Genomic DNA, 25916 nt, shown 5'->3' with positions numbered 1-25916 from the left:
CCGTCAGGCGGCACGCCGTTCCGGCTGCGGCGCCGGACTGTCCTGCAGCAGCTCGTCGAACAGGCCGACCACGCGGCGCGCATTCGCGTCCCAGGTCAGCTGGCGCGTGACGATCGTGGCGCGGGCGTTTTCCGCGACCCTGGCGCGCAGCGCATCGTCGGTGCACAGCACCTGGATCGCATCGGCCAGCGCGTCCGTGTTGTCCGGGTCGAACAGCACCGCGTTCTGGTTCTGCACCAGGATCTCTTCGATGTTCGGCTGGGCCGGGCCGACGATGGCCTTGCCCAGCGCGAGGTATTCGAACAGCTTGAGCGGCGAGGCGTAGGCCACCACCGCCGGCTGCAGCGCGACGTCGAAGGCGGCCACGTGGCGCGCGACGTCGTCGCGGCCGACGATGCCGGTGAAGGTCACGCGGTTCTCGATGCCCAGCTCGCGCGCCTGGCGTTCCAGGTTGGGCCGGGCCGGGCCGTCGCCGACCACCAGCAGGTGGCGGCGCGACGCCGGCGGGTCGTTGGCGATCAGGTTCAGCACCTTGTCCAGGCCGTGCCAGTCGCGCACGAAGCCCGTGAAGCCCAGCACCAGGCGGCCGTCCAGGCCGAGGGCGTGCTTGGCCGCCTCGACGTCCGGCGCGGATTCGAAACGCTCGCCGTTGATGCCGTTCGGGATCACCACGATGCGCTTGGGATCGACGCCGTAGGAGGCCACGATGTCGCCCAGCACCTGGGTCACCGGCAGCGTGACGTCGGCGTTGCGCCAGGCGTAGGCTTGCGACCAGCGCGCCAGGCGGGTCAGCGACAGGCCGTCGTAGCGGCTGCGTTCTTCCAGGATCGGCGCATTCACCTCGAGCAGCAGCGGCAGCTTGTAGCGGCGCGCAGCCCAGATCCCGGCCGGCAGGAACAGGTTGTAGCGCTCGTAGATGCAGTCCGGCTTGTGTTCCTGGATCGCCTTGGCCAGGCGGCGGTAGGCCACCGCCGAATAGCCCAGCTCCATCAGCTCGTAGAACCACTTGGGCAGCCAGCGCTTGAGCAGCGCGACCGCGCCGGCGTCGGAACCGAAGTCCTCCGTCTCCGCGCTCGGCGGCGCCACGATGATCACCTCGTGGCCCTGCTTGCGCAGCGCATGGATCATCTCTTCGATATGGACGTATTGGCCGTCCTTGGACCGCGTACGGTGGTGGTAAAGAATGCGCACTTAATTCTGCCCCATGATGATGTTTCGGAACAAATCGATCTGACCCTGGGTCGTGTCGTCCCAGCTGAAGCGTTCGGCGTAGCGGCGGGTGGCGCTGCGTTCGGGGCTGGCGGCGCGCAGCAGGCGCACCGCTTCGACCAGGCTGCCCGGGGTGCGCTCAGCCATCAGGCGCCCGGCTTCGGGCTGGGTCACCACCTCCGGCGTGCCGCAGACCGCGCTGGCCACCACCGGCGTGCCGCAGGCCATGGATTCGAGCAGCACGTTGGCCCAGCCTTCGCGCTCGGACGCCAGCACCAGCAGGTCGGCGGCGTTGTAATAATTGCGCAGTTCGGTCTGCGGCACCGGGCCGACCAGGCGCACGCGTTCGGCCACGCCCAGCTCGCGCGCCAGCTGTTCCAGGCGCTCGCGGTCCGGACCGCTGCCGGCCACCAGCAGCCTCACGTCCGGCAGCTGCGGCAGCGCGCGGATCGCGATGTCGTGGCCCTTGTGCGGCACCAGCTGGCCGACCGACAGCAGGGTGAAGGCGTCCAGGCCCAGCGCGGCGCGGGCGGCGTCCTTGTCGAGCAGCGAGAAGCGCTGCAGGTCGACGCCGTTGCGCAGCGGGACGATGCGGTCGGCGCGTGCGCCCAAGCCCACCATCTCGTCCTTGAGGTAGCTGCAGACCGTGATCACGGCGCGTGCGTTTTCCGCCGCCCACAGGATGAACTTGCGCGGGATGCGGTAGCGCGGCAGCAGGTTGATGTCGCTGCCGCGGGCGGTCACCACCACCGGCTTGTTGAAGTACTTGCCGAGCATGACGGCGGCCACACCGTCCGGATAGAAATAATGGGCGTCGATGGCGTCGAAATCGTAGCCTTCGTCGAGGATGCGGCCGATGGTCGAACGCGCCGCGCGCGCCATCAGCAGCGGCGCCACATTCATGCCGACCCGCGGCAGGGCAAGGTAGCGCGGATGTTCGACCTGCAGTCCGTTGCGCTCGGCGCGCGCCGGCACCGCCGCGTATTTCGCGTAGTGGCCGAAGCGCGGATGGGCAAGCGGAAACCAGGGGATGGGCGCGACGACGCGCGATTGCACTTCACCACTGGCGACCAGGTAACGCAGTCGGGTTTCCACGAACAAACCGTGATTTGGCTGTTGCGAATTTGGAAACAGGGTGCTGAAGGTAAGTAATTTCATGTCGAAGCCAAAGCAGGCAGCTGCGTGCCAACCGATATCAACCCTGCAGCACAAGTGCCGATTGTGACAGATATCAAAAGTAAAACAGCATCTTACCGTAGAAAAATTAAAATTTCGCACTGTTTCGTGCGAGCAATATTTGTTTTTATTTTATTCTTTTTTTACAACGCACGATAGAAGATGCTTGTTTGCAAAATTTCTATGCAACTGCTAGTCTTTCGCTAACTCAACCATTCCTTGACGCCGTCTTAGCGCATGTCAAGGCTCCTGCTTCCTCTCGAAGGCCTGGATCTCATATGAAAATTTCGATTATCGGCACCGGCTATGTAGGCCTGGTGTCGGGGGCTTGCTTTGCCGACGTCGGCAACACCGTGCTATGCCTGGACGTGGACGAGCGCAAGATTGCCATGCTCAACAACGGTGGGATTCCGATCCATGAGCCGGGACTCGACGCGTTGGTTGCACGCAACGCCAGTGCCGGCCGGCTGTTGTTTTCCACCAGCTATGACGAAGCGGTGGCGCACGCCGACGTGATTTTCCTGGCGGTCGGCACCCCGCCGGACGAGGACGGCAGCGCCGACTTGACCCACATCCTGTCGGCCGCGCGCAGCATCGGCGCGCGCATGGAGCGTCCGCTGGTGGTGGTCGACAAGTCGACCGTCCCGGTCGGCACCGCCGAAAAGGTCAGGGCCGCGATCGCGTCGGAACTGGACAAGCGCGGCGTAGCGGTCGAATTCTCGGTCGTCAGCAATCCGGAATTCCTGAAGGAAGGCGCGGCGATCGAAGACTTCACCCGCCCGGACCGGATCGTGATCGGCTGCGACAGCGCCGAAGCCAGCCGCCTGATGCGCCAGCTGTACACGCCGTTCAACCGCAACCACGAAAAGCTGGTCGAGATGGACATCCGCAGCGCCGAGCTGACCAAGTACGCCTGCAACGCCATGCTGGCGACCCGCATCAGCTTCATGAACGAAGTCGCGAACCTGGCCGAAGTGCTGGGCGCCGACATCGAGGCGGTGCGCCTGGGCATGGGCCTGGATCCGCGCATCGGCTCGCACTTCCTGTATGCCGGCACCGGCTACGGCGGCTCCTGCTTCCCGAAGGACGTCAAGGCGCTGGTCAAGACCGCCTCCGAGCACGAGCAGACCCTGCACCTGCTGGAAGCCACCGAGAAGGTCAACGAAAACCAGAAGCACGTGCTGTTCACCAAGCTGTGCCGCTTCTTCGGCGGCGCCGAGCACCTGCGTGGCCGCACGATCGCGCTGTGGGGACTGTCTTTCAAGCCGAACACCGACGACATGCGCGAAGCCCCGAGCCTGGTGCTGATCCGCGCCCTGTTCGAGGCCGGCGCCAAGGTCGTGGCCTACGATCCGGTCGCGAGCGAGGAAGCCAGCCGCATGCTGCTGTCCGAGCACGGCCCGCAGCGCTGCGCGGAACTGCTGCGCATCGTCACCTCGGCCAGCGAGGCGGTGCAGGGCGCCGACGCGCTGGTGCTGGTCACCGAATGGAAGGAGTTCCGTTCGCCGGACTTCGGCGCGCTCGCTACTGCACTGAAGGCGCGCGCCGTGTTCGACGGCCGCAACATCTATCCGCCGGAGCTGGTGACGGCCGCCGGGCTGCACTACGAAGGCATCGGCCGCCGCGCCCGCGCCCGCTGATTCCGCCGCAGCATGAAGAAAGCCACCCGCGGGTGGCTTTTTTTTCGTCCCTGAGCGTCGGGATCAGGATTCGAGGCTGACCCGCAGGAAGGCCTCGAACATCATCAGCGACCACAGCGGCGCGCTGTAGTCCGCCGCGCCGGATTCGTGCTGCGACACCATCTGCTCCAGGAAGCGGCGGTTGAAGATGCCGGTATCGAACATGCGCGTGCTGAGCACCGATTTACGGACCGCTTCGCGCAGCGGGCCGCGCAGCCAGTCGGCCACCGGGATCGAAAAGCCCTTCTTGGCGCGGTACATGATGTCGTGCGGCAGATGCGGCTCGAGCGCCTTCTTGAGGATGTATTTGCCTTCGCCGCCGCGCAGCTTCAGGTCGGGCGGCAGGGTCGACGCCCATTCGAGGAAAGTATGGTCCAGCAGCGGCACCCGCACTTCGAGCGAGTGCGCCATGCTGGCGCGGTCGACCTTGGTCAGGATGTCGCCCGGCAGGTAGGTCTTGAAGTCGACGTACTGGATCAGCGACAGCGGATCGTCGGTCGGCGCATTCTTCGCGTGGGCGCGCATCGCCTCGACCGCGCGGTAGCCCTGCAGGCCGCTGCGGAAGCTGTCGCTGAACAGCTGGTCGCGCACGCGGTCGGGCATGATGGACACGCCGTGGAAGTAGCCCTCGACCAGGTCGCGCGCCAGCGCCTCGAAGGTGGTCTTGGCGCGGAACATGCGCGGCGCCCAGTCGGCCTTCGGATAGATGCTGCCCAGGGTGCCGAACAAGGGTTTACGGATCGCTTCCGGCACGCGCGAACGCACGCTGTGCTCGGCCATCGCATAGCGGTAGCGGCGGTAGCCGGCGAAGTTCTCGTCGCCGCCGTCGCCGGACAGCGCCACCGTCACGTGGCGGCGCGCCAGCTGGCAGACGCGGTAGGTCGGGATCGCCGAGCTGTCGGCGAAGGGTTCGTCGTACAGGTGGGCCAGGGTGTCGATCAGGCCGTAGTCGTCCTTGTCGACGATCTGGGCGTGGTGCCTGGTATGGTAGCGCTGCGCTACCGCGTCGGCATAGCGGCTTTCGTCGAAGTCGGGATCGTCGAAGCCGATCGAGCAGGTGGTGACCGGATCGCGGTCTTCCTGGGCCATCATGGCGACCACCGCGCTCGAGTCGACGCCGCCGGACAGGAAGGCGCCGAGCGGCACTTCGGATTCCATCTGGCTCTGCACGGCTTCGCGCAGGCGCGCGATCAGCTCCTGCTCGACCTCGGCTTCCGGACGCGCCGGCGCCGGCTTGAACGGCAGGTCCCAGTAGCGCTGCGGCCGCACTTCGCGCTCGCCCACCTTCAGCAGGATGCAGTGGCCGGGGCTGAGTTTATAGGCGTTGTGGAAAATGGTGTTCGGTTCCGGCACGTAGCCGTAGGCGAAATAATCCTCGACCGCGCGCGGGTTGATCTGGCGCGACAGTTCCGGGAAGGTCATGATCGACTTCAGCTCGGAGCCGAACACGAACAGGCCGCCCGGCAGCAGCGAGTAGAACATCGGCTTGACGCCGACGTGGTCGCGCGCCAGGAACATGGTCTGCTGGCGGCGGTCCCAGATGCCGAAGGCGAACATGCCGCGCAGGCGGCGCACGCAGTCGGCGCCCCAGGCGATCCAGGACTGCAGCACGACCTCGGTGTCGGACCTGGTCTGGAACACGTGGCCGAGGGCGATCAGCTCGTCGCGCAGCGCGCGGTAGTTGTAGATCTCGCCGTTGAACACGATGACGGTGTCGCGCGCCGCGTTCAGCAGCGGCTGCTGGCCGGTCGCCACGTCGATCACCGACAGGCGGCGGTGGCCCATGCCCAGGCCTTTTTCAGTGTACAGCTCGCCCTCGTCGGGGCCGCGGTGATGCTGGCTCTCGTTCATGCGCCGCAGTGCTTCGCGGTCGATGTCCCGGTTGCCGTTGGTGTCAAAGATGCCGACTATTCCGCACATGATTTTGCTTTCTTGCTTGAAGATGAAACCGGCGCCTTGCGGCGGCACAGGCCGTCGTACAGGTCGCCGTAGGACGCCAGCATGGCGCGCATGCTGAAACGCTCCTCGACGCGCGCGCGCCCGGCGCGGCCGTGCTGCGGGCCGAGGTCCGGATTGCGCGCATAGCGGCCCAGCGCCTGCGCCAGCGCATCGGCGTCGCCGGCCGGCACCAGCAGCCCGTGCTCGCCGTCGGCCACCACTTCCGGGATGCCGCCGACGCGCGAGGCCACCACCGGCAGGCCGCTGGCCATCGCTTCCAGCAGCGAGACCGGCGTGCCTTCGGCCAGCGAGGGCAGGGCGAACAGCGAGAACGATTGCAGCAGGGCCTTGATGTCGGAACGCGCGCCGGGCAGCCAGACGGCGTCCTGCAGGCCGAGTTCTTCGACCTGGCGCCGCACCGCCGGCAGCAGCGGGCCGTCGCCGACGATCGACAGTTTGAGTCTGGTCGCCAGCTCGGGGTGCAGCGCGCGCAGGCGCGCGAAGGCCTCGACCAGGCAGGCGTGGTTCTTGACGTCCTGCACCCGCGCCACGGTGCCGATCACGAAGTCGCCCGCCGCCCATGGCGAATCGGGAGACGGATTGCCGCCGGGCGCGAACTTGTCGGTGTCGACGCCGTTCTTGATGAACAGGGTCTTGGCGCGCGGGATGCGCACCACCTCGCCCAGCCAGCGTTCGAGGTCGTCCGAGACCGGCACGAAGCGGTCGACGAAAGGGACCAGGCGGCGGCGCAGGAAATTATGCTTGGGGTTCAGGCCGTGCGGATCGCTGGCGTCGCGTCCGTGCTCGGCGTGGACCCGCACCGGCACGCCGGCCAGGGTCGCCGTGAACGCGTACTCGAGCGCCGACAGATTATAAGTGTGCAGCACGGTCGGGCGCAGGCGCCGCATCAGCTGCCAGAATTTGACGTGGGTGGCCAGGCCCAGGCCGGGCGGCTTGCCCAGCGCGTAGAGTTCGACGTCCGGGCGGGTGATGTTGTCGGCGAACGAACTGTAATTCGTCAGGCACACCACGGCGTGGCGGTAGGCTTCGGCCGGCATGCGGTTGATGCAGTCGACCAGCAGCACTTCCATGCCGCCGATACTGAGCGAGTGCACCAGGTGCACGACCAGCGGACGCGTGTCGACGCCGGCCGGCGCCAGGCCGGGCACGTAGGCGTTCATCGGCCGCGTTCCGCCGCGAGGCTGCGGTCGAGGGTTGGGCCCTGTTCCTGCACGAAGCGCTGCAGCGCGGCGCGCGCTTGGGCCGGATCGTCGGCCGGGGCCGACAGCATGATCGCCGCGCCGTCGTCGCCGCGCAGCAGGGCCTTCGCGCTGGCCTGGTACAGCTTGCCGGCGATGTCGCTGCTGGTGTAATGCCCGCCGATCCACATCCAGGACCAGACCATGATGTTCCCGCCGGGCTGGCGCAGGATGGTTTCGCGCAGCGCCAGCGGGCGGCCGGCGAAGCTCACGCTACGGGTTGCCGACTCGACCGCATGCCAGCTGTCCTTGTAGCCGGCCAGGCGGTTGATGGAGCTGATCAGGGACTTCTGGCGGTCCTGGTTGCGGTAGTACAGCACGGTCAGCGCCACCGGCGTGGCGCCGGCCTGGTAGCTGCGGTGCAGGGTGACGTCGGGCGCCATGTAGTCCGGCTTCCAGTCGGCGAATTCCGGCGCCGCGGGCCAGCTGACGGGAACGTCCCTGAAGGCGACCGGCAGCGGATTCTGGTTGCTGCGTTCGCCGACCAGCGCCAGCGCCGGCCACAAGGCTGCCGCCAGGATGACATAGCCGGCCATGGCAGGGATGCGGCGTCCGGCGCCGGCGCTAGCTGCGGCCTGCGCATCCGCCGTACCCGCGGCGGCCGGTGCCGCCGCCGGCGTGTCGGTGTCTTCGCGCCAGTAGCTGCCGATCCAGAACATGATGAACATCACCAGGCCGAAGAACAGCCAGCCGTAGATCAGGTGGTCGACGCCGGTGGCCAGCTCCATGCCAGACAAGTGGCCGATCATCACGATCATGTAGGCGCGCAAGCCGTTGGCGATGATCGGCACCACGATGGACAGGCCGATGAACAGCGCGCGCCGCGTCATCGAGCGGTAAGTCAGGTAGGCATACAGGCAGCCCAGCGTGATCGAGGAAATCAGGTAGCGCACGCCGCTGCAGGCCTCGACCACCGACCAGTTCCCGGTCGGCAGTTCGAAGCGGGTGCCGCTGCGCAGCACCGGAATGCCGGTGGCGCGCACCGCGGCCACCGTGAAGTCGGCGGTGAAGTGGATCAGCGGCTCGACGAAGATTTCGCCGAAGGGCACCGCGAACAGCAGGAACAGCAGCGGGAAGGCCAGCGAACCGGCCAGGCGCGGGCCGAACAGGGCCAGCGCCGCCACCGGCAGCATGGCGACGAAGGTGTATTGCGAGACCACTTGCACTTCGCCCAGCTGGGATGCCAGCCAGCCAGCGCCGAGCAGCGCCAGCAGTACCAGCCCCGGCGCGTAAGGCTGCGGTGGATAGAGGCTGAAGTTCGCGCGGCGGCGCCAGATCAGCCACAGGCTGATCGGCAGGATCACGTAGCCGTGGGCGAAGGTCTCGGAGCTGTTCCAGATCGAGACGATCGAGCGCACGGTACCGAAATACAGGGCGAAGGGCGCCAGCAGGGCCAGCGCGATCAGGACGATGGACGAACGCGCCAGCGGGGGCGCGGCCGGGGCGGCGGCGTGGGCGACGCCGGGCGGCGGATTCAGGAGCATTCCAGGTTCTCCCCTATGCATGCGAGGTTGCTCGACCAGCTGTAGCGGCGCTGGACCTTGGCGCGTGCGGCCTTGCCGATGGCGTCGGCGGCGCTGGCCTGGCCGGCCAGCAGGGTGGCGACGGCGTCGACGAAGGCGGCGGCGTCTTCGGCCAGCACCAGTTCGCTGCCCGGTTCGGCCTCGATGCCTTCCAGGGCCTGCGGCGAGACCACCACCGCGCGCGCCATCGCCATCGCTTCCAGCACCTTGTTCTGGATGCCGCGGGCGATGCGCAGCGGCGCCACGGCCACCGCCGCGTGCGCGATATACGGACGGACGTCGGGCACGGTACCGGTCACCACCACGCCGGCCTGGCTGGCCAGGGCCTGCACCGCCGGGGCCGGGCGTGCGCCGACGATGTAGAAGCGCAGGTCGGCAAAGCGCTCGCGCAGTTGCGGGAAGACGTCCCGCGCAAACCATTCGACGGCGTCGACATTCGGCCAGTAATCCATCGCGCCAGTGAACACCAGCGCGCGTTCGCCGGCCGCGTAGGGACTGGCGTGGGCCTCCTCGGGCGAGAAGTAGTCGGTGTCGACGCCGTTATTAAAATGGCCGATCTTGGCGGTGCTCTCCGGCGCCAGCTGGCGGAACAGGTCGGCCTCGGGCGCCGACACGAACAGCGAGGCGTCGTAGTCGCGCGCTACCTGGCGCTCGTAGCGCAGCAGCTGGTTCGCTTCGTAGCGGTACAGCCAGCTGACGGGCGCGGATTTCTTGTCGGCGTACTGGCGCCATTTATCCGAGTCGACGTCGCAGAAATCCACGACGCGGCGCGCCTGGCGGTACGGGTCGGCGTACTGCGCCATCGCCGACGAGAACACCAGCACGCGTTCGATGCCGTGTGCGGCGACGGTGTCGCGCACCCAGCGCGTCATGCCGGCGTCGCGGTAGTACTCGAGCGAGAGCGAACGGTTCTTCAGCAGGGCGCTCAGGCTCTTGATACGCGCGGCCAGCGGATGCATGCGGGCGAAATGGCTGCTCGCGCACAGCGCCTCGACGTGCGGTACGTACTGCCAGTCGTCGGGATCGTCCACGAAGGTCGCCAGGTGCACGCGGTAGTGTTTCGCCAAGTGCTTGAGCAGGTGGTACGAACGGATCTTGTCGCCCTTGTTGGGCGGGTAGGGGATCCGGTGGATCAGCAGGAGCAGGTCTTCCACGATTTTCAGCCCAGGTTGCGGACGATATAAGGACCCATGAAGTTCGCCACCGGCAGCGGCAGCTTCTTCCACATCTTGATGAACAGCTGGTATTTCGGGTTCAGCGGGTTGTTGTCCGGCAGGGCGGTGGCGCCGTACAGCTTGTACTCGTAGGGCAGGTGCTCGGCGGTGAAACCCCAGTTCTTCTTGAAGTCGTAGGCGCCGGTGCCCAGCTTGCTGCGGCCGAAGTCGAAGATCCGGCAGCCGCGCGCGGCGGCGGCCTGCATCAGGTTCCAGTACATGAAGTCGTTGCCGGCCACGTTGCGCGCGATGTCCATGCCGCCGCCGTAGTAGGGCACGACTTCGTCGCGCCAGTAGAAGGACAGCACCGATCCCACCAGTTCGTCCTTTTCGGTGAGGATGGTGCGCACTTCGCACTCGTCGCCGAAGGTCTTCTGCAGCAGGGCGAAGTATTTTTTCGGGAATACCGGGGTGCCGAGCCGGTGCACGCTGTGCGCATAGGCTTCGAACATGCGGTCGACGTTGTCCTCGACCACGTCCTTCAGGCCCAGCTTGATGCCCTTGCGGACCATCGCGCGCTGCTTGCGCGGGATCGCGTTCAGGTTTTCTTCGTCATCGCTGCTGATCTCCTTGCGGAAGGTGACGTACAGCTCCTTGGTGTGCCAGCTCGCGTCCTCCGGGTGGAAGCGCCGCATGCCGCGGTATTCCAGGTGGCCCACGCCCAGCTTCTGCGCCAGTTCGTGCGCGGCCTGGTCCAGCAGCGAGCGCGCTGCCTCGTTGATTGCGACCGGGCCGCCGTAGACACAGAAGGGCATCGCGCCCAGCGAGTGGCCGAACAGGCGGCTCTTGATTTCGGCGAGCGGCAGCACGCCCTGGATCTGGCCGTCCTGCTCGACAAAGTAGAACCAGGTCTTGATGCCGAACGAGGCTTCGATCACCTGCTGCCAGCCGGACAGGTGGAAGAAGGTCGCTTCGGGGCAGGCGCGCACAAAAGCGTCCCAGCGGCTGCGGTCCTGCGGCTGCATCAGGTGCAGGGTCAGCGGTCCGGCAGCCGGGGTGGGGCCAGCTGCGGGCGCCGCGCGCTTTACTACTGCTGCTTCGATGATCGAGTTCATGCTTGATTCAGAAAAATGCGGTCCATGCGGTCCCAGGCGAAATCGCGCGCCAGGGCTTCGATGCGGCTTTCCATCCGGTCGATGTTGATGTAGTGGCGAAAGCGCGATTTGGCGTCCAGGCCTTCAGGGCGCGGCTGCTGGCTGTCGATCTCCCAGGGATGGAAGTAGAACAGCGAGGGCTGGCGGTCGTCGCGGTTAACCTTGGCCATCATCCAGCGCGACAGCGCGTAAGGCAGCAGGCGGAAGTAGCCGCCGCCGCCGGCCGGCAGGTTACGACCCATCATCTGGACCGTGGTGATCGGCACTTCCAGCAGGCCGTCCGGGCCGTTCGGATAGAAGGCGAAGCGCGGCGCTTCCGGCATGCCGTAGTGGTCGTGCGCGATCGGGTAGATACTGGAGCTGTAGCGGTAGCCGGCTTCGAGCAGTTCGTCCAGCGCCCACAGGTTGGCGCGGCCGATCGAGAAGCTGGGCGCGCGGTAACCGAGCACCGCCTGGCCGCCGATGTCTTCCAGCAGCGCCTTGCTGGAGCGGATGTCGTTGGCGAATTCGGCGCGGGTCTGGTCGGAGGCACGCAGGTGGCCGTAGCCGTGGCTGGCCAGCTCGTGGCCGCCGGCGACGATGCGGCGCACGACCTGCGGATAGCGCTCGGCGATCCAGCCCAGCGTGAAGAAGGTGGCGTGCACGCCATTGCGCTCGAACAGGGCCAGGATGCGGTCCATGTTGGCTTCGACGCGGCACTCGCGGCTCGGCCAGCTGGCGCGGTCGATGTAGGGCGCGAAGGCCGAGACCTGGAAGTAGTCCTCGACATCGCAGGTCATCGCATTGCGGATGCGTTCCCCAGGCGCCGCCTGGGGCTTTGGTGCGAGTTCGAACATGTTCATTCTTGGTTGTCCATCGGCTGGGTTACCGCCCCCTGGGGCGTGGCGACGATCTTCTTCAGGATCGACAGCACGGAAACGATCGATTTTTCAAGACGCATCATGCGTTCGTCCAGCACCTCGACGCTGGCGACGCGGCGCTCGCCGACGCGCTGGTCGAGCGTGCGCAGCTCCTGCGGCAGGCTGCCCAGGGCGGCGCCCGGCAGCGTTTCCTGGACCGGTGCGGCTTGACCCTCGGGCAGCTGGAATTCCTCGCTGATGTCGCTGATGACGGCGCTGATGTCGGCTTCCGTGAAAGCGTGCATCTCTTCCAGGTAGCCCATCAGCAGCACGCGGTCCAGCAGGGTGTTGACCTTGCGCGGGATGCCGCCGCTGTAGGCGTAGATCGCGGCATGGGCGCCCTCGTCGAAGGCCGGGTCGCCGCTCCAGCCGACCGTCGCCAGGCGGTGCTCGATGTAGGCGCGGGTCTCCTGCGCATCCATCGGGCCTAGGTGGTAGCTGGCGATCACGCGCTGGCGCAGCTGCTGCATGCCGGGGCTGTGCAGGGTGGCGCGGAATTCGGGCTGGCCGAGCAGGAAGGTCTGCAGCAGCGATTTGTCGTCGGTCTGGAAGTTCGACAGCATGCGCAGTTCTTCGACGGTGCGCGCCGACAGGTTCTGGGCTTCGTCGATGACCAGCAGGGCGCGCTTGCCCTGGCGGTCGACTTCGGTCAGGAATTTTTCCAGGCGCGTCAACAGGTCGGTCTTGCTCGCGCCTTCGTACGGCAGGCCGAACGCCGACACCACCATGCGCAGGGTGTCTTCCGGGTCCAGGTGGGTGTTGACGATATGCGCCGCCACGATCTGGTCCGAAGGCAGGCGGTTGAACAGGTTGCGCACCAGCGTGGTCTTGCCGGCGCCGACTTCGCCGGTCACGATGATGAAGCCCTCGCCCTGCGACAGGCCGTACTCGAGGTAGGCCATGGCGCGCTTGTGACCCTTGCTGCCGAAGAAGAAGTGCGGGTCCGGGCGCAGCTGGAAGGGTTTGGCGGAAAATCCGTAAAAGGTCTCGTACATCGCTGCTCCGAATTAAAGCTGAACGGCTAGCGTCGCCGCCAGGGCGTTCTCGTTGTAGCCGGCAGGGGCTGCACCCGCGCTGTTGATCAGGGCGCCGCTCGGGCCATGGACATGGCGCAGCTCGAGGCTGCCGCGGGTCTTGCGGTCGAACTGGCGCGTCAGCCCCAGGCTGATCTGGTGATTTGGCGATTCGATGCCGGTCGTGAGCGACAGGGCGCGGCTGCCCGTCACCAGCAGATTGGCGCTGGTCCGCGGCGACAGGCGGTAGTCGAAGCCGGCCTGGATGCCCTTCTGGCGCACATTGTCGTTCAGTGAACCCAGCTGGGTTCCCAGCAGTTCGCTGTCGCTCTGCTGCGTCGTCAGGCCGACGCGTTCCGACTTGTACACCGACAGGCTCACGCTGCTGTGCGGCATGGTGTAGATGTAGCCCGCCTGCAGGCGCTTCTCGCGCATGAAACGGTTGCTCAGGTAGTTCACGGAGTCGGCCAGGGTCGGCGGCAGGCCGCTGGCGGCAAGGTAGTTCTGGACTGCCTGGGCGCGCAGGACCGGGTCGGTAATCGTGGCGCTGAACAGCTGGTCGAGCAGGGCCGCGGTGTCGATCGCCGCGGGCAGCAGGAATTGCGAGCGGCTGGTCGTCACCTGGTCGGTGTAGCTGACGCGCGAGACCAGGTGGCGGTTGCGCTGCACCGCCTGCAGCGAACCGGTCTTGCCGAGATAGCTGTGCCCGAACCGGGCGTCGACGCTGGTGCGGGCGGTCGGCGTCCAGGTGAACCCGGCGGTGAGGCTGCGGCCGGCATTGCGGTCGTGCGAGGACGAGTATTCGTAGCTGTCGTAGCCGCCCGTGCCAAGCACGGTCCAGGTGCGGCTGAGGCGGTAGTGCAGCGTTGCCGACGCATTCGTCGAGCGCGACGCGCCGAAGCGCTCGGTTTCCATGTCCTGGCGCGAGTACTGCAGCGTCCAGCCGAGCGGATTCGTGCTCTGCCTGCTGTTCAGGGTGAAGGACCCCGCGGTCGAGAAGCTGTTGCCGAACGCGGAGGTCTGGTTCCGGCCATCGGTCTTGACGCCGTCGCGCGTCAGCTGGGCCCGCAGGTCGGCCACGCTGCCGAAGCGGTGCTGCAGGATCGGGCTGATGCTCCAGGACTGGACGTCGGTGCTGTTGAAAGTCGAGTAGGGCGTCGTGAAGCGCGGCCCGAAGGCCGAAATCGCCTGCCTGGCGCCGCTCGCGCGGGTTTCCAGGGTCAGCAGATTCTCGATCAGCATGGCCTGCGCATTCGCCGAATAGCGGCGCTCGCGCGAGTGCGTGTTCGGCAGGTTCTTGTCGTCGTAGGCATAGAAATGCCATTCGCCGGAGGCCGCCAGGCGCAGGCGGCGCGAACGGCTGAGCAGCGTGAAGCCGGGGGTCGATTCGGCGATCCACTGGCCATGGGCTTCCTGGTCGCGCTGCAAGCCCGGGTTGTCGCTATAGGTTTCGGAGACGCCGATGGTCGGCGTGAACTTCCAGTCCGCACGGCACTCGGCCGACAGCATCAATGCCGCGAGGGCGAACGGCGTCAGCCGCAGCGCCTTGAGCGGCAGTTTAGCCGTAGTGATAGTCATACGTCTCTTCGATGCCGGGGAGATCCCTGGTCTTGTTATAAATGAGATTGACGTTGTTGAAGCCTTCGATCTGGCTCAGTGCTTCCTTGACCGCGTGCTGGGTCGTGGTCTGGGCTTCGACCACCATCACGATCTGGCCCATGTGCGAAGCCAGCTCCCGCGATTCGCTGGTCAGCAGTAGCGGCGGCGAATCGAAGATGACGACGCGGTCCGGGTAGCGGTTGGCGATTTCGTTGACCAGGTTGGTCATGGTCGAGCTGGCCAGCAGTTCGGTCGCGCGCGCGGTACTGGTGCCGGCCGGCAGGATCGACAGGGTATCGACGTTGGTGCGCAGCATGACGTCCGCCATGTCGAGCTTGTCGTCGACCAGGATGTCCATCAGGCCGCGCTGGTTCGGCAGGCCGAGCGTGCGCAGAACCGAGGGACGGGCCACGTCGGCGTCGACCAGCAGCACGGTGTGGTCGAGTTCCATGGCGATGCTCATCGCCAGGTTGATCGCGGTATAGGTCTTGCCTTCGCCTGGCAGCGAGCTGGTCACCATGATCAGGTTGCCCGGCTTGCCGGTCGGCGAACGCTCGCCGAAGGCGCGCTGCAGCAGCGGACGCTTGATGATGCGGAAGTCTTCCAGCAGCGGCGTACGGCCGCCGGCCGCGGTGACCATGCCCAGTTCGCGCATGCGCGCCAGGTCCAGCTCGACGCGGCGGGTCGTGAATTTTGGCGTTGCCGGCTGTTCGTTGCCGATGGCCAGGGCGGCCGGCGCGGCCGGGATCGCGTGCGCGGGTTCGTGGATGACCTTGTCCTGAACGACGGCCTCGTGGATGACGGCCTCGGCCACGGCCGGGCTGTCCGCCAGCACGGCGTGGGCCACGCCCGCCTCGGCGGGGCCGGCAGGGACGGCCGTGGCGGCGCTGCGCTGCCGGTCGATGCGGCTGGCTGCTTTTTCAATAATGCTCACGTGGTACTCCTTGCAATCTTTGCGGGGGCGCCGCGATTAAAGCGTCGGGTGGGACAGGATGGCCGCCATGCCGGCCCCATAGATGCCGAACAACACCAGCACCGATACCCCGAGGGCGGCCAGGCGGCGCTTACGGCGCACGGTCTGTTCCGCGGTCCAGTTCATGCCGATCGAACCGAGCACCGGCAGGCCGGTGACCTCGCGCAGCGTGGCCTGGCTCAGGAAGGTCGGGCGCAGCTGGCTCATCAGGAAAGCGACGGCAATGCCGGCCGCCAGCGCGCCGGCGAACACCAGCGAGAACAGGCGCAGGCGGTTCGGGCCGGTCGGCTGGGTCGGGACGGTCGGCGGATCGATCACGCGGAAGGTCAGCATGTCGGTGGCGGACGACAGGTCGCCCGACAGGCGCGCCGATTCGCGGCGTTCCAGCAGCTTCTGGTAGTTTTCCTTGTTGACCTGGTAGTCGCGATTCAGCTGGGCGAGCTGGGCTTCGACTTCCGGCACTGCGGAACTCTGGGTGCGCAGTCGCGCCACGCGGGCCGCGTATTCCTCGACGCGGGTGCGCATCGACGCCACATGGGCTTCGGCCTGCGACAGCGAGACGCTCAGCTGCTGCAGCATCGGGCTGTAGCCGGCGCCCGGATCGGCGCTGCGCTTCTTGTTCTTGGCCAGCTCGGCCTTCTGGGCCAGCAGCTGGTCCAGCAGGCGGCGGTTGGCGACGATGTCCGGGTGCTGCTCGGTGTACTGCAGGCGCAGGGCGTCCAGGTTCTTTTGCGTGGTGGAGATGCGGTTTTCCAGTTCCGGATCGGTGACCGGGATTTCGATGACCTCGCCTGGCTTGCCCGGCTTGGCCGGTTCGCCCGAGATCTGGCGGCGGATCGCGTTGCGGGCCTGCTCGGCCTCGGCCAGTTCCAGGCGCGCCTGGCTCAGCTGGTCGGTGGCCGAGATCAGCTGGCCGCTGAAGTCGCCGCCGCCTTCGCGCGGCAGCAGGCCCATGTTCTTGATCTTGAACTCTTTCAGCGAGTTTTCGGCGGCGGTCAGCTTGTCTTCATACGATTTGATCTGGTCTTCGATGAACTGCACGGCCTTTTCCGAATCCTGCTTCTTGCCGCTGAAGCTGCCCTCGACGAAGATTTGCAGCAGCGACTGGACGATGTCCTTGCCCAGCTTCGGGTTGCTGGCGTTATAGGTGATCGTGTAGATGTCGTCGCGCTCGGTGCCGCCGATCTTGATCTGGGAGATCAAGTCGTCGACCATCTTTTCGTGTTCCTTGCTGTCCTTGGCCTTGACGTCCAGGTCCACCATGCGCATCAGGCGCTCGACGTTCGGGCGGCTGATCAGCGTGCGGCGCATGAACACCACCTGCTGGTCCAGGTTGGGCATCGTGGTCATGCCCGACAGCAGAGGCTTGAGAATGCTCTGGGTATCGACATAGACACGGGCCGAGGCCTCGTACTGGTTCGGCAGGCGCAATACCACGGCCCAGCCGATGACGGCGATGGTCCAGGAAATGGCGACCGCGTACCAGCGGTACTTGCCGATTGCTTTAAGGAAATTCAGGAGGGTGGCTGTGATCTCTGCCATCGTGTCAATCTCACCATGAAAGATCTGGAATCGAGTAGTGATCCAAATCAAAGGAAAATGGAATACTTCGCATCATCGCTTGTACTCAGGGCAATTGCAATTAAGCACAAGAAAAATGTGAAGGGCTCAACAAGGCGTACCTCGTCTACAACACAAATTCCTTTAAGAAACCCGGAGTTAGGCTTAATTTTGCATTGGTTTTGTGAAATTATTGACGGGGGTTTAATGAAATCGCTTCCATTTTTTGCATTGAGGAAATAGGGCTGTGACGTGCGAAGCATTCATGAAGTAGACTTGCGGAATCGCAACTTTCTCAAAGTAACTGCTTCATTGTAATGTCTAAATTGCAAAAAGGGGTGCACGGTTGGTGCGCCATCGAAACACCGTGGAAGCTGTGGCAAGTTCTGTTGGCTGGCCTGGCCGCGATCTGCCTGCTGGCACCGGCAATGGCGGCCGACTTGACGGCAGTGATTCCGGTCGTCAAACGATCGGTGGTCGGCGTCGGCACTTTTGAGCGCACGCGCAGTCCATCGATCGTGTTCTTCGGCACCGGCTTCGTGGTGGGAGACGGCTTGAGCGTGATTACCAATGCGCACGTGGTGCCCGAGAGGCTGGACGAAGCGCACATGGAGCAGCTCGGCATCGTCATCGGCGACGGCGACATGGTGCGCTTCCGCCCGGCCCAGCTGGTGGCGCGCGACACCGAACACGACCTGGCGCACCTGCGCCTGAGCGGATCGCCGCTGCCGGCATTAAAGCTGGGCGATTCGGACGGCGTGCTGGAGGGGCAGGGCCTGGCCTATACCGGCTATCCGCTGGGCATGGCGCTTGGTCTGCATGCCGCCACGCACAAGGCCAGCCTGGCCGCCATCACGCCGATCGTCATGCCCTCGCTGAATTCGCGCAAGCTCGACCCGCGTCAGGTGGCGCAGCTGCAGCGCAGCTCCTTCGATATTTTCCAGCTCGACGGCACGGCCTATCCCGGTAACAGCGGCAGCCCGGTCTACGACCCCGCCAGCGGCGAAGTCTGGGGCGTCATCAATGCCGTGTTCGTGAAGGGCTTGAAGGAAAGCGCGATCAGCAATCCCAGCGGGATCACCTATGCGGTGCCGATAAAATATGTGAAGAATCTCCTGCAACAGAAGTGAGACTTTGGGAAAGATTTCTAGCGTGCGAGGCTTTTCCTAAAGCACTATGTTATACAATACATAGCCGTTAGCGGCTTATTAACATTTGTGTTGGACGAAAGGGAATGACGTGGGCAAGTACAAGGCGAACCTGATCAAACATACGGCATTGGCGGCCACCGCCGCGCTTGCACTGGTCCTGACCGGCTGCGCCACCCGGACTCTTCCGCCGCAAACCCAGGTGACCAATCCCGACTACCTGATCGGGCCGGGCGACACCGTCAACATCATGGTCTGGCGCAATCCGGAGGTGTCGATGTCGGTGCCGGTCCGTCCGGACGGCAAGATCACCACGCCGCTGGTCGAAGACCTGCCGGCCGCCGGCAAGACCTCGACCGACCTCGCACGCGATATCGAAAAAGCGCTCGCCAAGTTCATCCAGCAACCGGTGGTGACCGTCATCGTCACCAACTTCGTCGGCAATTTCAGCGAACAGATCCGTGTGGTGGGTCAGGCCGCCAAACCGCAGGCCTTGCCGTACCGCCGTGACATGAGCCTGATGGACGTGCTGATCGCGGTCGGCGGCGTGACCGAATTCGCGGCGGGCAACCGAGCCAGCCTGATCCGTACCGTCGACGGCAAGCAGCAGAAGTTCAACGTGCGTCTGGACGACCTGATCAAGGAAGGCGATATCTCGGCCAACATGCCGATGCGCCCGGGCGACGTACTTGTCATTCCTGAAAGTTTCTTCTGATTTTGTCAGGTTTTTTTACATCATCAGTCCGTTGAACTCTGCAATAGCCTCTAAAGTTTAGTTAAGTCACTGATTCCAAAAGAGTTGCTTATGGGAAGCTAGTCGATGGCACAAGGATTGCTTCTTCATAAGGAATCTGGCATTGTATCTAGTGCGCGACTATTAAATTGGATGAGGACCCCCCGTGGCTACCGAAGATTTTCCTGAGAGAGAAAGCAGTGAGCTTACCCCTGGCATGGCGCCAGGCACTGCCGCTGCCAAGCCGTCCTTGCTTTCGACTAAAGGTGCAGCGCGACGGCGTTTCAGCAAAGCCGGTGCCGGTGCAGCCGGCGTCCTGCTGACACTTCACAGTGAGCCCGGCATGGCTTGTACCTATTGCGGCTTGTCGGGCTCGGCGGCTTTGTCCGTGCAGGCCGGTGCAACCAGCTACCACCGAAAAGGTTCGGCTGTATGCAATGGTCGGCCACCGTACGACTGGCGCACTTTGGGCTGGCCATCGTCCTGTCCGTCGGGTGATTTGTTCCGCCGGCATTTCACGATCAGTCGCTATAGCCCGTATTACAACTTGAAATGCATGGACGTCATCAAAGGTGCGCAGTGCGATACGACCAAAATGGGTCAGTACGTCATGGCCGCCTACTTGAACGTCTTGTCGAAGCGTGTGAATTTCCAGACACTCGAATCGGTGCGGAACATGTGGACCGAGTGGAGCACGCGAGGCTATTACGAACCGACGGCAGGGCAGCGTTGGAATGCCTACCAAATCGTGGACTACCTCAAAAAGACAATGGATTGAGCTGTGGAAGCTGGCGATACATGGTATCTGCGGCCGGGTCAGCATTTGCAGTACCATGGCTGGGATGATGAATACCTGGTGTACAACGATCTCTCGGGTGACACTCACCTTCTCGGCGCGCCAGCCATCGAAATTTTGCTCGCGTTGAAACCAGCCTCGGCTACCCGCCAAGCGCTGATGGCTTTGCTGAAGGCAGAATTCGATATCGACGATGTTGAGCTGGAGGAGGAAACCGACGCCCTGCTCGAACAAATGAAACGCCTGTACCTCGTCGATACGATTGCATGTTGACGCTTGCATCCCTTACCCGGCGCCAACTGGAAGAGCGCCTGGCCGGCAGGGGGCTGGATATGCAGACTGGGCCCTTCATCAGCCGCATTTACTCGTCCAGTCCCAACGTGGCCGACGGAATTTCCTTGTTATATTCGGATTATCCGGTGCCCGAGCCTTGCGAGTTTGCCGACTTCCACGTTCGGCTGCGGAATGCCGGCGGCATGCGCAAATGGTTCCGTCCCCAAATCATCTTCGATCTCGACGGCTTGACGCCATTCGAGCCCTTGCCCGAGGCCCATGCGTTTCCCATGTTCGAGTGGGGGTTGAACTGGTGCATTTCAACGCGGGCTCACACCTATCTGATGGTCCATGCAGCCGTGGTCGAAAAAGATGGCTTCGCGGCGATATTGCCCGCCCCCCCGGGCTCGGGCAAGAGCACCTTGTGCGCTGCTCTGGTCAACCGCGGCTGGCGCCTGCTGTCCGACGAGCTCGCGCTGTTCCGGCCGCATGACTTGCGCCTGGCGCCCGTGCCGCGGCCGGTCAGCCTCAAGAATCGGTCGATCGATGTTATCCGCGCTTACGTCCCGGATGCGGTGTTCAGCCGCCCTGTCAGCAATACCACCAAGGGTACGGTGGCCTATCTGAAGGCGCCCGCTGGCAGCGTCGCCCGTGCCGGCGAAACGGCGCAGCCAGCCTGGATCATTTTTCCGAAGTACGAACCCGGTGCCGCGCTATCGCTGACGCCAATCCCGCGTACACGCGCTTTTTTGCGAGTGGCCGAGAACGCTTTCAATTACAGTCAACTGGGTGCGCAGGGATTTGCCACCCTGGGCGGCGTGATCGAGCGCTGCATGAGCTTCGATTTCCGCTACAGCGATCTCGATGAAGCGATTGCGATGTTTTCGGCGCTGGAGCGGCCACGGCCATGAAGGGGGTGTCGCTGCTGCTGCGTGCATTGCGCGACCCGGATCGGCTCCCCGCATTCAGCGTGAATGAGTGGGACCTGCTGATGCGCCAAGCGGCGGCGGCCAACCTGACCCCATCCTTGCTGGTGCTGATCGAGGAGCGGGAGCTGCTGCCGCAAGTGCCCGCGCGTGCGCGTGCGCTGTTCGAATGGGTCCGTCCGCTGGCGATACGCCATCGCCAAGCCGTGCATTATGAAGTTGCCTGCATCCAGGAAGCGCTGCGGCCAACCGGCCTGCCGGTGCTGCTGCTGAAGGGGGCCGCATACACGATGGCAAACCTATGTGCAGGTGATGGACGGCTTTACAACGACATCGATATCCTGGTGCCGAAGAACCGATTGGGCGAAGTCGAGTCGGCGTTGATGGTGCACGGTTGGGCCGGTACCCACCACGACGCCTACGACCAACGCTACTACCGCGAGTGGATGCATGAGCTGCCGCCGATGGAGCACGTCCGGCGCCAGAGCAGTATCGACGTCCATCATGCGATACTCCCCGAGACGGCAAGGGTGCGCCCGGATCCGGAAAAGCTGCGTGCTGCCGCCCGTCCGCTCGCCGATGCGCCTGGCCTGGCAGTGCTGGCACCGCAGGACATGGTGCTGCACAGCGCCGTGCACCTGTTCTCGGACGGCGAATTCAGTCATGGTTTGCGCGACCTGTTCGATATCCACCGGCTGCTGCTGCAGTTCGGCGGCCAGGCCGGGTTCTGGGCGGGGCTGGCGCCGCGCGCGCGCTCGCTCGAGCTGGAGCGGCCGCTGTTCTATGCGCTGCGCTATGCGGTGCGCCTGTTCGGCACGCCGGTGCCGGACACGGTGCTGGCGGACGCTGGCAGCGGGCGCGGAAGCCCGGGCCGGGCACTGCTGGCGCTGATGGACCGGCTGTTCCTGCGTGGCCTGGCGCCGGCCCACCCGAGCTGCGCCGATGCCATGACGCCGCTGGCGCTGAGCATGTTATATGTGCGCGGCAACTGGCTGCGCATGCCGCCCTTGCTGCTCGCGCGGCATCTGTTCCATAAAGCCTTCATCACGCCGCGCGTCGACGCCGGCCAGGTCCAGCAGTAAAAAAAACAGAGTAGAAATGAAAACACCCTGCAAGCCGAGGCTGTGCAGGGTGTAAAGAATTCCGTCAAGCCGAAGCCGGTGGCGGCTTCGGCCTGGCAAGGCCGGATTATCCGGCGCTTGTCCTGACGATTACTTGCGGCGGCGACGCAGGCCAGCCACGCCAGCCAGGCCCAGGCCCAGCAGAGCCAGCGAACCCGGTTCCGGAACGGCGGCGCCTTGCACGTCACCGCTGGCGTCGACGGTCCAGCCAGCAGCTGCCGATGCACCGGTCTGACCGTAGGTGACCTTCAGGAACAGGTCGTGCATGTTGCCGTTCGGGTCCATCTGGCCGTCGGTATCGAAGGTGTAGGCCATGCTGCCGCCGGTCACATCCAGGAAGCCCTGGCCGCCACCCGAAATGGTGTTGTTGGCAAAGCTGGAGGTGTAGGTGTATTCCGGATCGCCGCCCAGAACGCCTGCGCCGAAGTTAGCCGACAGCGCGAGGGTGCCAGGGACGTCGGTGATGCCCTTGTAGCCGAATTCGCCCAGACGGCCGTTCGGACCGTAGGAGGCGTTGTAGTTCTGGCTGGTCAGGTACATGTTCAGCCAGCCGCCGGTGCCCAGTGCCAGGGTCTGCGGCGATTTGTTGCCGCTGACTTCGACATAGGTGTCATGGATGCCGCCGAACATGCCGGTCATGAATTCGTTAGGGCCGGCGGTCCAGATCAGGCTGCCATCCGACACGCGCGAGATGCTCTGCACCGAGAAGATACCCCAGGTGTCTTCGCCGTTGTAGGCGTTCGGCGCCGGCGATGCTGCTTTGGTGTCGCATACAGCAGCGGTTTCGCATTTCACGCCAGAGGTGTTGCCGTAGCCGACGGTGCCGGCGTCAAAAGCGTTGATGGTGATCTTGATGTCACCAGCCACCAGGGTAACTGCGCTAGCCGGGGCAGCCAGGCCAATTGCCAGTGCGGCGCCGGCGACGATTCCCGAAATCTTCTTCATGTTCATCTTTGATCCTCACAAGGTAGTTATACACAACAGCGACATCGAGTAATAAGCACTATCTGTGCCAGCTTTAAGACTTATTGGCAAGTAACTGATTTCAAATGAAAAAAATGAGAAGGGGGTAAGGGCTTCGAAATCCTGCCCGTAAGGCTGTAAGAAAAACCGACAGTTAACCAGCGAACACAGCTGTCGTAAAATGAAGAAACTGTATCAAGGATATGATCACCCGCTCGACCCTCCGCCCACTACCAGCGAGACCTATGACTACCTTTAACTACGACGAATTTATCAAGCGCAACAGCGGCTATATCGATGCGACGACCCAGGACAAGATCCGTAACGCACGCGTACTGTTCGCCGGCTGCGGCCTCGGCGCCAGCACGGTGACCTGCGCGGCGCGCACCGGGTTCCAGAACTTCGTGCTGATCGATGGCGACACGGTCGACGCCCATAACCTGAACCGCCAGTTCTTCGATTTCGAGGACGTGGGCACGCCGAAAGTCGAAGCGCTGAAAAAGCATATCCTCCGCATCAATCCGGAAGCCAAGGTCGAAGCCCATGTCGCCATGCTCGACAAGAACAATGCGGCCGATCTGGTCAGCCAAGTCGATTTCATCTTCGATACCATCGATTTCGTCGACCTGGAAGCGGTGCTGGCCCTGCACGGCAATGCGGCGGCCCAAGGCAAGGCGATTTTCACGGCCATGAATATCGGCCCTGGCGCAGGTGTGCTGTATTTCCCGCCGAATTCAGGCAATTCCCTGCCGGAGATCCTGCAGCGCGACGTCGAGGCCGCGGCAGCCGAAGGCAATCTGAATTACACGGCAGTGTTCGGTCGCGTCATCGAGCGCATCGGCGCTCATCTGGACCCGCAGGTAAGGAGGGAGGTGGCGAAGGCGCTGACCATCATGGCGGACGGTACGCCTTGCCCGGCATCGCAGATTGCCGTCGGCAGCTTCGCGGTGGCGGCACTGGCGGTATCGATGATGCACGACATGCTGGCGGGCCTGGAAGTGCCGGCGGCGCCGAACATGGTCATCCACAGTTTCCGCAACCACATCACGAAATTCGTGAGTATCGCCGCCGCTTAATTTTCCTGCTGGCGCACGACGTGCAGGTGCGCCGCATGTTGCTCGACCACCGGCAGCCGTTCGCTGAACCAGGCTGCCAGTGTCGGGTTACCCGATGCCATCTTGTCGCGCACATCTTCGAGGTCGAGGATGTAGGGCGTCACGGCGCCGTAATAGCTGGCTTCCGGACCGATCGGCGTAAACCGGAAACCCATCTTTTTCAGGGCGTGGGCGAGCGAACGTTCCATTGCTGCAAACCAGAAGCGTACTCCCGTTTCGAAGCTGTGGCGGAACATTTCACGGTACATGCCGAGCAGTAGCATGGGTGAGGTATGGTCGCGGCGATCGATGGCGGGATCGATCGGCGGCTCTTCCGAACCGAAGCCCGGAATGCCCAGCACACTGTCGGCGCGACGGCGCCGATGGCTTTTCCTGACGACCAGGCGCGAAATCTCGGCCGATTGCTCGGGGGCGGGCATTTCGAAATCGTCGAAGGTCTGGCAGTGGAGTTCGAAAGGATAGGGCTTCGTACCCTTCGGCTGCACCAGCCTGACGGCCCCCACCAGTTTCTCGTCCATCGTATAGGCGGCGAAGTGGGTGGAGACATGATCGTAGTCGTCGAACTCGAGACCGTCGACGTACTGTTCTGCCTGCAGAAAAGCGCATTCCACGCAATACACCTGGTGGCGCAGCTTGAAAATGTCGCTAGGCACCGTACTGGCATGGTTGCCCAGGTATATTCGGAAAATTTTACGGTTGACGTAATCGACGCGCTCTTGGTGCGCCTCGTAATCGACTGGTGGCAGGAAAGCGCTGGGCGCGGCGTATGCTTTTCCGTTGTTCATCCCATTTATTGTCCTGTCGGACCCTTTTATTTTTTCCTGAAGCGACCCTCCAGGAAGTTGCCGACCATGGTTTTTACCATGATCCACATGGGGATCGGCTCGTCATTGAACCACGCAGCCAGAAACTTGTTTTCGTTCTGCAGGCGGCCGATCAACTCATCCAAATCTGCGACAAAAGGCGTGACCGGACCGTAATAGTCGACTTGCGGACCGATCGGCACAAATTTGAATCCCATCTTTTCCAGTGAACGCGCAAGCGAGCGTTCCATGGCGGCATACCAGTAACGGATGCCGTTCTGGCGGCTGTATCTGTAGAGCTCGCGATACATGCCGAGCAATAATAGCGGACTATTTCCGCGCTTGTCGCGCCGTACGGTTGGGCGCGGTTGAATCGACTTCGTGCTGCCTTTTTCCATGAAATCCGCCGAAATACCCTCCATCGAGTCGCCACGGCGCCGGCGGTGCGTCTTCTTGACAACCAGGCGCGAAATCTCGGCAGCATTGTCGCGGGCAGGATAAACGAATTCCGGAAATGCTGAACAATGTGTTTCGAACGGATACATCTGGCCCGGCGGCGGCTGCACCAGGCGCACGGTGCCGACGATATCGTTGCTCAAGGAGTAAGCGGCAAAATGGATCGAGCAATCGTCGTATTCGTCCATCTCCAGCTCTTCCTCGAAATCGCTAGCCTCCAGATAATGACGCTCGAGACAATAGACGTCGTAGCGCAAGCGGTATATCTCTTTCAGAACGTAGGATTCCATATCCCCTTTTAATACCCTGCGGAAATTAAAATAAGGAACCAGAATGTCGCTCTTGCCGAGCAAACGGTCGGTCATTCGAGAGAAAAATCCGGTGGGTGCCTGTTCGTAGTCTTGCTCTTGAGTAATGGAGGTCATGATGGGCTCATCCTGGCGGAC

23 protein-coding genes are annotated in these 25916 nt (G+C 64.0%); 8 read left to right on the top strand and 15 right to left on the bottom strand.

All coding sequences use genetic code 11. The features are described 5' to 3' along the window. Nucleotides 1–3: 3 nt before the first annotated feature. Together LQV39_RS10805 and LQV39_RS10800 are read right to left on the bottom strand one after the other, a co-directional pair. Entirely contained in the window at nucleotides 4–1191 is a 1188-nt protein-coding gene (locus LQV39_RS10805; RefSeq protein ID WP_230025222.1) for a glycosyltransferase family 4 protein, read from the bottom strand. Next, nucleotides 1192–2367, bottom strand: a complete 1176-nt coding sequence (locus tag LQV39_RS10800) for a glycosyltransferase family 4 protein (RefSeq protein ID WP_230025219.1) — start codon at nucleotides 2365–2367, stop codon at nucleotides 1192–1194. Nucleotides 2368–2663: 296 nt separating this feature from the next. On the opposite strand from LQV39_RS10800, the gene LQV39_RS10795 reads away from it, so the two are divergent. Then, on the top strand, nucleotides 2664–4025 hold the full coding sequence (locus tag LQV39_RS10795) for a UDP-glucose/GDP-mannose dehydrogenase family protein (protein WP_230025217.1): 1362 nt from the start codon (nucleotides 2664–2666) through the stop codon (nucleotides 4023–4025). A 63-nt stretch (nucleotides 4026–4088) separates the two neighbouring features. On the opposite strand, the gene LQV39_RS10790 is transcribed toward LQV39_RS10795, so the two are convergent. The 10 genes from LQV39_RS10790 to LQV39_RS10745 are packed head-to-tail and all read right to left on the bottom strand — an operon-like array spanning nucleotide 4089 to nucleotide 17118. Then, a complete protein-coding gene (locus LQV39_RS10790; RefSeq protein ID WP_230025215.1) occupies nucleotides 4089–5984 on the bottom strand; it encodes an XrtA/PEP-CTERM system amidotransferase in 1896 nt (631 codons plus the stop codon). Further along, nucleotides 5972–7183 (bottom strand): TIGR03088 family PEP-CTERM/XrtA system glycosyltransferase, encoded by a 1212-nt coding sequence (locus tag LQV39_RS10785; protein ID WP_230025213.1) that lies wholly within the window; start codon nucleotides 7181–7183, stop codon nucleotides 5972–5974. Before LQV39_RS10785 ends, LQV39_RS10790 begins: the two co-directional genes overlap by 13 nt. Then, nucleotides 7180–8745: an exosortase A gene (gene xrtA, locus LQV39_RS10780; RefSeq protein WP_230025211.1), complete on the bottom strand. Its 1566-nt coding sequence runs from the start codon at nucleotides 8743–8745 to the stop codon at nucleotides 7180–7182. Before xrtA ends, LQV39_RS10785 begins: the two co-directional genes overlap by 4 nt. Further along, nucleotides 8736–9938, bottom strand: a complete 1203-nt coding sequence (locus tag LQV39_RS10775) for a TIGR03087 family PEP-CTERM/XrtA system glycosyltransferase (RefSeq protein ID WP_230025209.1) — start codon at nucleotides 9936–9938, stop codon at nucleotides 8736–8738. The genes xrtA and LQV39_RS10775 overlap by 10 nt, the downstream gene beginning before the upstream one ends. A gap of 5 nt (nucleotides 9939–9943) precedes the next feature. After that, the gene (locus LQV39_RS10770) at nucleotides 9944–11053 is read right to left on the bottom strand and encodes a FemAB family XrtA/PEP-CTERM system-associated protein (protein ID WP_230025208.1); all 1110 of its coding nucleotides are present in this window, start codon (nucleotides 11051–11053) and stop codon (nucleotides 9944–9946) included. Beyond that, nucleotides 11050–11934, bottom strand: coding sequence for an XrtA system polysaccharide deacetylase (locus tag LQV39_RS10765; RefSeq protein WP_230025206.1), 885 nt, complete (start codon nucleotides 11932–11934; stop codon nucleotides 11050–11052). The genes LQV39_RS10770 and LQV39_RS10765 overlap by 4 nt, the downstream gene beginning before the upstream one ends. Next, complete coding sequence (locus tag LQV39_RS10760; RefSeq protein ID WP_230025204.1) at nucleotides 11931–12986, bottom strand: XrtA/PEP-CTERM system-associated ATPase; 1056 nt, start codon at nucleotides 12984–12986, stop codon at nucleotides 11931–11933. Before LQV39_RS10760 ends, LQV39_RS10765 begins: the two co-directional genes overlap by 4 nt. Before the next feature lie 12 nt (nucleotides 12987–12998). Beyond that, nucleotides 12999–14582, bottom strand: a complete 1584-nt coding sequence (locus LQV39_RS10755) for a TIGR03016 family PEP-CTERM system-associated outer membrane protein (protein WP_230025202.1) — start codon at nucleotides 14580–14582, stop codon at nucleotides 12999–13001. Then, nucleotides 14563–15537 (bottom strand): XrtA-associated tyrosine autokinase, encoded by a 975-nt coding sequence (locus LQV39_RS10750; protein ID WP_230025200.1) that lies wholly within the window; start codon nucleotides 15535–15537, stop codon nucleotides 14563–14565. Before LQV39_RS10750 ends, LQV39_RS10755 begins: the two co-directional genes overlap by 20 nt. 36 nt (nucleotides 15538–15573) lie before the next feature. Further along, a complete protein-coding gene (locus tag LQV39_RS10745; RefSeq protein ID WP_230025198.1) occupies nucleotides 15574–17118 on the bottom strand; it encodes an XrtA system polysaccharide chain length determinant in 1545 nt (514 codons plus the stop codon). A gap of 407 nt (nucleotides 17119–17525) precedes the next feature. On the opposite strand from LQV39_RS10745, the gene LQV39_RS10740 reads away from it, so the two are divergent. The 6 genes from LQV39_RS10740 to LQV39_RS10715 all read left to right on the top strand — a co-directional run bounded on the left by LQV39_RS10740 (nucleotide 17526) and on the right by LQV39_RS10715 (nucleotide 22094). After that, a complete protein-coding gene (locus LQV39_RS10740; protein ID WP_230025196.1) occupies nucleotides 17526–18266 on the top strand; it encodes a S1C family serine protease in 741 nt (246 codons plus the stop codon). Between the two features lie 109 nt (nucleotides 18267–18375). After that, entirely contained in the window at nucleotides 18376–18999 is a 624-nt protein-coding gene (locus tag LQV39_RS10735; protein WP_230025194.1) for an XrtA/PEP-CTERM system exopolysaccharide export protein, read from the top strand. Nucleotides 19000–19183: 184 nt separating this feature from the next. Beyond that, complete coding sequence (locus LQV39_RS10730) at nucleotides 19184–19795, top strand: hypothetical protein (protein WP_230025192.1); 612 nt, start codon at nucleotides 19184–19186, stop codon at nucleotides 19793–19795. A 3-nt stretch (nucleotides 19796–19798) separates the two neighbouring features. After that, nucleotides 19799–20086 (top strand): HPr-rel-A system PqqD family peptide chaperone, encoded by a 288-nt coding sequence (locus LQV39_RS10725; protein ID WP_230025190.1) that lies wholly within the window; start codon nucleotides 19799–19801, stop codon nucleotides 20084–20086. Then, nucleotides 20080–20997, top strand: a complete 918-nt coding sequence (locus tag LQV39_RS10720; RefSeq protein ID WP_230025188.1) for an HprK-related kinase A — start codon at nucleotides 20080–20082, stop codon at nucleotides 20995–20997. The genes LQV39_RS10725 and LQV39_RS10720 overlap by 7 nt, the downstream gene beginning before the upstream one ends. Continuing rightward, a complete protein-coding gene (locus tag LQV39_RS10715) occupies nucleotides 20994–22094 on the top strand; it encodes a nucleotidyltransferase family protein (RefSeq protein ID WP_230025186.1) in 1101 nt (366 codons plus the stop codon). Before LQV39_RS10720 ends, LQV39_RS10715 begins: the two co-directional genes overlap by 4 nt. 129 nt (nucleotides 22095–22223) lie before the next feature. Here the strand turns inward: LQV39_RS10715 and LQV39_RS10710 are convergent, their stop codons facing one another. Then, nucleotides 22224–23084: a PEP-CTERM sorting domain-containing protein gene (locus tag LQV39_RS10710; RefSeq protein ID WP_230025184.1), complete on the bottom strand. Its 861-nt coding sequence runs from the start codon at nucleotides 23082–23084 to the stop codon at nucleotides 22224–22226. Nucleotides 23085–23341: 257 nt separating this feature from the next. Here LQV39_RS10710 and LQV39_RS10705 point away from each other — a divergent pair, with 257 nt between their 5' ends. Further along, the gene (locus LQV39_RS10705; protein ID WP_230025182.1) at nucleotides 23342–24172 is read left to right on the top strand and encodes a ThiF family adenylyltransferase; all 831 of its coding nucleotides are present in this window, start codon (nucleotides 23342–23344) and stop codon (nucleotides 24170–24172) included. Here the strand turns inward: LQV39_RS10705 and LQV39_RS10700 are convergent. Both LQV39_RS10700 and LQV39_RS10695 read right to left on the bottom strand, forming a co-directional pair. Beyond that, nucleotides 24169–24996, bottom strand: a complete 828-nt coding sequence (locus LQV39_RS10700; protein ID WP_230025180.1) for a PEP-CTERM/exosortase system-associated acyltransferase — start codon at nucleotides 24994–24996, stop codon at nucleotides 24169–24171. The genes LQV39_RS10705 and LQV39_RS10700 overlap by 4 nt on opposite strands. Nucleotides 24997–25022: 26 nt before the next feature. Beyond that, nucleotides 25023–25895, bottom strand: a complete 873-nt coding sequence (locus tag LQV39_RS10695) for a PEP-CTERM/exosortase system-associated acyltransferase (RefSeq protein WP_230025178.1) — start codon at nucleotides 25893–25895, stop codon at nucleotides 25023–25025. Nucleotides 25896–25916: the final 21 nt, after the last annotated feature.

Source organism: Massilia sp. Bi118 (assembly GCF_918697865.1).
GTDB lineage: Bacteria > Pseudomonadota > Gammaproteobacteria > Burkholderiales > Burkholderiaceae_D > Telluria.
Note: the sequence above shows the minus strand (reverse complement) of the source record. Positions and strands in the feature narration are given on the sequence as shown.

Bases quoted from the DNA above. Each gene is read 5' to 3' on its own strand.
- LQV39_RS10720 (WP_230025188.1), top strand. From the start codon at position 20,080: ATGTTGACGCTTGCATCCCTTACCCGGCGCCAACTGGAAGAGCGCCTG.
- LQV39_RS10710 (WP_230025184.1), bottom strand. From the start codon at position 23,084: ATGAACATGAAGAAGATTTCGGGAATCGTCGCCGGCGCCGCACTGGCA.
- LQV39_RS10795 (WP_230025217.1), top strand. From the start codon at position 2,664: ATGAAAATTTCGATTATCGGCACCGGCTATGTAGGCCTGGTGTCGGGG.
- LQV39_RS10700 (WP_230025180.1), bottom strand. From the start codon at position 24,996: ATGAACAACGGAAAAGCATACGCCGCGCCCAGCGCTTTCCTGCCACCA.
- LQV39_RS10800 (WP_230025219.1), bottom strand. From the start codon at position 2,367: ATGAAATTACTTACCTTCAGCACCCTGTTTCCAAATTCGCAACAGCCA.
- LQV39_RS10695 (WP_230025178.1), bottom strand. From the start codon at position 25,895: ATGACCTCCATTACTCAAGAGCAAGACTACGAACAGGCACCCACCGGA.
- LQV39_RS10790 (WP_230025215.1), bottom strand. From the start codon at position 5,984: ATGTGCGGAATAGTCGGCATCTTTGACACCAACGGCAACCGGGACATC.
- LQV39_RS10760 (WP_230025204.1), bottom strand. From the start codon at position 12,986: ATGTACGAGACCTTTTACGGATTTTCCGCCAAACCCTTCCAGCTGCGC.
- LQV39_RS10765 (WP_230025206.1), bottom strand. From the start codon at position 11,934: ATGAACATGTTCGAACTCGCACCAAAGCCCCAGGCGGCGCCTGGGGAA.
- LQV39_RS10705 (WP_230025182.1), top strand. From the start codon at position 23,342: ATGACTACCTTTAACTACGACGAATTTATCAAGCGCAACAGCGGCTAT.
- LQV39_RS10785 (WP_230025213.1), bottom strand. From the start codon at position 7,183: ATGAACGCCTACGTGCCCGGCCTGGCGCCGGCCGGCGTCGACACGCGT.
- LQV39_RS10770 (WP_230025208.1), bottom strand. From the start codon at position 11,053: ATGAACTCGATCATCGAAGCAGCAGTAGTAAAGCGCGCGGCGCCCGCA.
- xrtA (WP_230025211.1), bottom strand. From the start codon at position 8,745: ATGCTCCTGAATCCGCCGCCCGGCGTCGCCCACGCCGCCGCCCCGGCC.
- LQV39_RS10745 (WP_230025198.1), bottom strand. From the start codon at position 17,118: ATGGCAGAGATCACAGCCACCCTCCTGAATTTCCTTAAAGCAATCGGC.
- LQV39_RS10755 (WP_230025202.1), bottom strand. From the start codon at position 14,582: ATGACTATCACTACGGCTAAACTGCCGCTCAAGGCGCTGCGGCTGACG.
- LQV39_RS10715 (WP_230025186.1), top strand. From the start codon at position 20,994: ATGAAGGGGGTGTCGCTGCTGCTGCGTGCATTGCGCGACCCGGATCGG.